Source organism: Nocardia carnea, from assembly GCF_029868855.1.
Classification (GTDB): domain Bacteria; phylum Actinomycetota; class Actinomycetes; order Mycobacteriales; family Mycobacteriaceae; genus Nocardia; species Nocardia carnea_A.
The window spans coordinates 1-1378 of record NZ_JARWOV010000150.1 but is presented as its reverse complement, the minus strand read 5'-3'; the positions used below and the strand labels follow the sequence as shown (position 1 = coordinate 1378).

The window sequence follows — 1378 nt, the reverse complement described above, 5'->3', positions numbered from 1 at the left end:
CACCGCGACCCGGCCACCACTGTAGGACTGCACCGCAGGACGCGGACGATCCGCCGGAAGATCCAACTGATCCGGAACGCCGGCCAACGCCGACTTCCAATACCCGATCTGCTCGGCAGCCAGCGATTCCGGATCGGATTCGTCGCCCAGCAACTCCCGCTGCCAGATACTGAAATCGGCGTACTGCACCGGCAACGGCGCCCACCCCGGCACCTCACCCGCAATCCGCGCCGCATACGCCGTCATCACATCACGGATCAGCGGGGCGACCGAGGAACCGTCACCGGAAATGTGGTGCACCACCATCGCCAGCACGAAATCACCGGCCGACGCTCCGTCGACACGGGCAGACTCCGCTGTCTCGCCTACCTGGAACAGCGCGACCCGCAACGGCACTTCGGCGGTGACGTCGAACCCGGTCGACGCCAATTCCGCCACGGCCGCGACGACCTCCGCGGCGGCCACCGACCGCACCGCGAGCTGCGGCACCGCCTGCGCCGTAGGCAGGATCACCTGCACCGGGCCGGACTCGGTCTCCGGGTACACCGTCCGCAGCACCTCGTGCCGCGCCACAAGATCCGCGACCGCCGCCCGGAGGGCTTCTATATCGAGTTCGCCCGACAATCGGATCGCGAGCGGAATGTTGTAGGCCGCCGTATCACTGTCGAGACGGTTGAGGAACCACATCCGCCGCTGCGCCAGCGACAACGGCACAGCCTGTTGAACCTCACCCGACTCGGTGACCCGCGTCGGCCGCGGCTGCGGCACCAGCGCCGACCGGCCGCCGGAGCCTGCATGCTGCTCTACCCGCACGGCCAACCCGGCGACCGTGGGGGCTTCGAACAACGCCCGCACCGGAACAGTCGTATCCAGCGCCTTGCTCAATCGCGCCGCAACCTGCGTCGCGACCAGCGAGTTACCACCCAGAGCGAAGAAGTCGTCATCTACACCGACACGCTCGGCGCCCAGGATCTCGGCGAATGTGTTCGCCACGATCTCCTCGACGGGGGTCGACGGCGCCCGGAAAACAGTCGCCTCGAACACCGGTTCCGGCAACGCTTTACGGTCCAGTTTGCCGTTCACGTTCAACGGCAGTGCATCGAGTTCGACGAACGCCGCGGGAACCATGTACGACGGCAGCCGCTGCCCCAGAGCGGACTGGATACGAGCCGTATCCAACCGGGCCTCAGCAGCATCCGCACCGGCAGCGGCAGGCACCAGATAACCGACGAGCCGATCACCGGTCCGTGCATCCGACTTCGCGACCACCGCCGCCTGCCCGACCTCGGGCAACGCCAGGAGTGCCGCTTCGATCTCACCCAACTCGATCCGGAAACCACGAATCTTGACCTGGAAATCGGTACGACCCCGATACTCC

The 1378-nt window shown here is 66.8% G+C and carries 1 protein-coding gene; it reads right to left on the bottom strand.

Annotated elements, in window-relative coordinates:
- Positions 1–1378: condensation domain-containing protein (locus QH195_RS14025; protein ID WP_280435679.1), on the bottom strand; the 1378-nt coding region annotated here is incomplete at both ends.